The sequence below is a fragment of the Methylibium sp. genome (assembly GCF_013817365.1).
Lineage (GTDB): Bacteria > Pseudomonadota > Gammaproteobacteria > Burkholderiales > Burkholderiaceae_C > Methylibium.
The window spans coordinates 1-4,268 of the sequence record NZ_JACDCU010000361.1; the positions used below are offsets into that span (position 1 = coordinate 1).

Sequence of the window (4,268 nt, forward strand, 5' to 3'; positions counted from 1 at the left end):
AAAGGCAAGCCGTGTGCCCATCGGGGCGTACTCCCCGGCCCGGTGGTCCTGCGGTTTGACAGGGTTCGAGCTATACAGGAAGGCTCAGGCTGAGCCTTAGACTCCGGCACTTTCAGCCGCTAGCGCAGCATGCCGGCGTGATCGGCTCATGACTTTGAAACCAGCAGCAAGCCTGATGTCCATTGCCCAAGGGGTGCTGCGTGTTGCGGCGGCTCGGGGGTGGCGCGGCTTGCAGCGCTTGGCTACGCCTCGCCTCCTGGGCACCTGGGCCGGCCTGCCGGCCGGCGTGCTCGCTCTTGCAGCGGCCGTCGCCGCGCCGCCGGCCGGCGGCGCGGCGCTGGCCGACCTGTCGCTCGAGCAGCTGAGCGAGATCGTCGTCACCTCGGTTTCGCTGCGCAGCGAACCGCTGCAGGACGTGGCCGCCTCGGTGTACGTGATCCGCGCCGAGGACATCCGCCGCTCAGGCGCCACCACGCTGACCGAGGCGCTGCGCCTGGCCCCGACGCTCGATGTGGCCCGCGTCGACGCGACCGGCTATGCGATCAGCGCGCGTGGCTTCAACAACCCCCTGGCCAACAAGATGCTCGTCATGATCGACGGGCGCAGCATCTACACGCCGCTTTTCGCGGGCGTGTTCTGGGACGCGCAGGAAGTGCTGCTCAGCGAGGTCGACCGCATCGAGGTGATCACCGGGCCGAGCACCGCGCAGTGGGGCACCAATGCGGTCAACGGGCTCATTCACGTCATCACCCGCTCGGCGGCCGAGACTCAGGGCGCCGCCTTGCGCGCCCACGCCGGCAACCGCGAGCGCGGCGGCTCGGCCCGCTGGGGCGGCGCCTTTCCCGGCAACGACGACGAGCGCAGCGGCCACTACCGCGTCTATGCCAAGGCCTTCGACCGCTCCAACAGCACGAGCGCCGACGGCAGCCCGGTGAACGACCAGGCCGATGGCCAGCAGGCCGGCTTTCGGGCCGACTGGTCGCGCCGGGGTGACGAGATCACGCTGCAGGGCGATCTGTACCGCAATCTGATCGACTCGGCGGCGAACCCGACCGAAGTCGAAGGGGCCAACGTGCTCGGCCGCTGGCAACGCACGATGACTGGCGGTGCCTTCGCGAGCGTGCAGGCCTATGCGGAGCGCACCGAGCGGCGGCAGGTGCTGGGCTTCTCCGAAAAGCTCGACACCTTCGATGCGGTAGCGCAGTACGGCTTCGCGCCGACAGCCGGCCACCGCCTGCTGTTGGGCGCCGGCCTTCGCCATTCGCGCGACGAGACGACGGGCAATCCGCTGTTCGCCTTTCGGCCCAACGACCGCACGCTGAACTGGAGCCGGCTGTTCATTCAGGATCAGATCGAACTGCCTCACCGCCTCGCTCTCACCCTCGGCGGCAGCCTGGAGCACAACCCCTACACCGGGCTGGAAACGCTGCCCAGCGTGCGCCTGGCATGGCGAGCCAGCGATTCCAGCCTGTTCTGGGGCTCGGCGCAGCGCGCGGTCCGCGCGCCCTCGCGCATCGACCGCGAGTTTTTCTCGCCGGCCGAGCCCAACGCAGACGGCACGTTCAACATCGCCGGCGGGCCGGATTTCCAGTCGGAGGTTTCCAACGTCCTGGAACTGGGCCACCGCGGTCAGCTGACGGAGACCTTTTCGTACTCGCTCACCTTTTTCTATCACGACCACGACGATCTGCGCAGCGTGACGCCGACGCCGCGCGGCCAGGTGCTCGAGAACAACATCGAGGGCTCGACCCGCGGCCTGGAAGCCACTGCAAGCTGGCGCGTGAGCCCGCGCTGGCGCCTCACCGCCGGCGGCGTTTCACTGGACCAGCGCCTGCGCGTGAAGGAAGGCGAGGTCGACACGATCGGCCTGAACTCGCTGGGCAACGACCCCAACGGCTGGTGGCAACTGCGCTCGGCGCTCGACCTGACCCCCCGCCACAGCTGGGACCTGAGCGTGCGCCGCGTGGCTTCGCGGCCGCAGTTCGACGTGTCTTCCTACACCGCGGTCGACACCCGGCTGGCCTGGCGCGTGAGCGCCAAGGTGGAACTGGCGCTGCTGGTGAAGGACCTGCTCGACGCCGAGCAGGTCGAATGGGCCACGGCGAGCCGCCGCGTCGAGCACGGCCGTGCCGCCTCGCTGCAGCTGCGCGCCCAGTTCTAGCCTTCGGACCGACAGTTCGACTGTGCCCGCAGCCCAGCACAATACCGCGATGGAGTTGCGCTGCCGTTCCCGCCGGGCCGCCCTGCGTGCGCTCGTGCAGGCAGCGCTGGCCGGGTCGCTCGCGTTTGCCGCGCTCGGCCCGGCCGTCGCGGCCACGCTGGAGGCCAGCGTCAAGGCGGCCTACCTCTACAAGTTCACCGGCTTCGTCGAATGGCCGCCGCGGGCGTTCGCCGCCACCGACACGCCGATCGTCATCGGCGTCGTCGACGCGCCCGAGGTGCTGGCCGAGCTGGAGCCGGTGCTCGTCGGGCGCAGCATCCACGGCCGGCCGCTGCGAGCGCGGCGAGTCATCCCCGGCGAAACACTGGAAGGTGTGCACATGCTCTACGTGCCGGCGCCAGACAGATTGCCGAGTGCCTGGCTCGCATCGGCCGACGCGCAGCCCCTGCTGCTGGTGACCGACCAGCCCGGCGGCCTGGCCAGCGGCGGCATGCTGAACTTCCTGCTCCATGAAGGGCGCGTGCGCTTCGAAGCCTCGCCGCCGGCCGCCGAACGCGCCGGCATCCGGCTCAGCGCCCGGCTGCTCGCCGTGGCTGAACGGGTCGTGCCATGAGCGAGAGATTGACGCTGCGCCGCAAGCTGATGCTGGTCGTCATGCTGACCACCGGTCTGGCGCTGCTGCTCAGCGCGCTGGCGCTGCTGACCTACGACCTGCGCGCCTACCGGAGCGCCTCGGTCGACGACCTCACGACGCAGGCAGAGCTGATGGCCAGCTCCAGCGCATCGGCGCTGGCCTTCGACGACCCGAAGGTGGCGCGCGAGAACCTGGCCACCCTGCAGCAGCGCCCGCAGATTCGCTCGGCCGCCTTGTACCGCCCCGACGGCAAGCTGTTCGTGACCTATCGCTCCAGTGCCCAGGGTCCCGCGCCGGTGCCCGCCAAGCCGCAGCCCACCGGTTATCGCTTCGACGGCGACGATCTCGAGGTTTTCCAGACCATCGACGTGAACGGCCAAATGGCGGGCACGGTCTACCTTCGCGCCCGCTACGACCACGGCGACCGCCTGCGCGACTACGCGCTGATCCTTGCGCTTGTCATGCTGGCGAGCCTGGGCCTGTCGGCGCTGATCTTCCAGCGGCTGCAGCGCGCCGTGACCGAACCGATCGAGCAGGTGGCCAACGTGGCCCGCGAGGTCGTCGATCGGCGCAACTACGGCTTGCGCGTGCCCAAGACCAGCACCGACGAGATCGGCGTGCTGGTCGATGCCTTCAACGCCATGCTGGCGGAGGTGGGCCGGCGCACCGAAGCGCTGGAGCGCGCCAACGCAGACCTGTCGATCGAGATGCGCGAGCGCCAGAAGGTCGAGGATGCGCTGCGCACCGCCGACCGCCGCAAGGACGAGTTCCTGGCCACCCTGGCGCACGAACTGCGCAATCCGCTGGCGCCGCTCGCCAACGGGCTGGAGATCCTCAAGCGCGGCGATGCCGACGCCACCATGCGCCAGCGTGCCCGCGTGATCATGGAGCGTCAGCTCAAGCAGATGGTCCGGTTGATCGACGATTTGCTGGAGCTCTCGCGCATGAGCACCGGCAAGCTCGAGCTGCGCCGCGCCAGCCTCGACCTCGTGGCGGTGCTCCGCAGCGCCGTCGAACAAACCGAGCCGCAGATGCGCGCGCACGGCCAGACGCTCGCCACGCACCTGCCGCGCGAGCCGGTCTGGCTCGACGCCGACGCCATGCGCCTGGCGCAGGTGTTCGTCAACCTGCTGACCAACGCCGCCAAGTACACCGATGCCGACGGCCACATCACGGTCGAGCTCGCCATCGAAGACGGCGACGCCGTGGTGCACGTCACCGACAACGGCATCGGCATCGAGCCGGCCATGCAGGAAAAGATCTTCGAGATGTTCACGCAGGTCGACCAGTCGCTCGAGCGCGGCCGCGCCGGGCTCGGCGTGGGGCTGACCCTGGCCCGGCAGTTGGTCGAGCTGCACGGCGGGCGCCTCTCGGTGGCCAGCGCCGGGCTCGGGCACGGCTCGCGCTTTTCGGTCACGCTGCGCCTGGCCGAGCATCCGCCGGCCGCCGGGCCGCTGCCCGACGCTTCGATGC

At 69.9% G+C, this 4,268-nt stretch carries 3 protein-coding genes; all 3 read left to right on the forward strand.

The features are described 5' to 3' along the window. The first annotated feature begins 175 nt into the window (after window positions 1-175). Window positions 176-2,161, forward strand: coding sequence for a TonB-dependent siderophore receptor (locus H0W38_RS17630; RefSeq protein WP_292456497.1), 1,986 nt, complete (start codon window positions 176-178; stop codon window positions 2,159-2,161). A 49-nt stretch (window positions 2,162-2,210) separates the two neighbouring features. Next, on the forward strand, window positions 2,211-2,774 hold the full coding sequence (locus H0W38_RS17635; protein WP_292456499.1) for a YfiR family protein: 564 nt from the start codon (window positions 2,211-2,213) through the stop codon (window positions 2,772-2,774). Next, window positions 2,771-4,268, forward strand: a 1,498-nt coding sequence (locus tag H0W38_RS17640) for an ATP-binding protein (protein ID WP_292456501.1), incomplete at its 3' end; no start/stop codon positions are given. The genes H0W38_RS17635 and H0W38_RS17640, both read left to right, overlap by 4 nt.

Excerpts from the sequence above, each read along its gene's own strand:
- H0W38_RS17630 (WP_292456497.1), top strand. The coding sequence starts at position 176 with ATGTCCATTGCCCAAGGGGTGCTGCGTGTTGCGGCGGCTCGGGGGTGG.
- H0W38_RS17635 (WP_292456499.1), top strand. The coding sequence starts at position 2,211 with ATGGAGTTGCGCTGCCGTTCCCGCCGGGCCGCCCTGCGTGCGCTCGTG.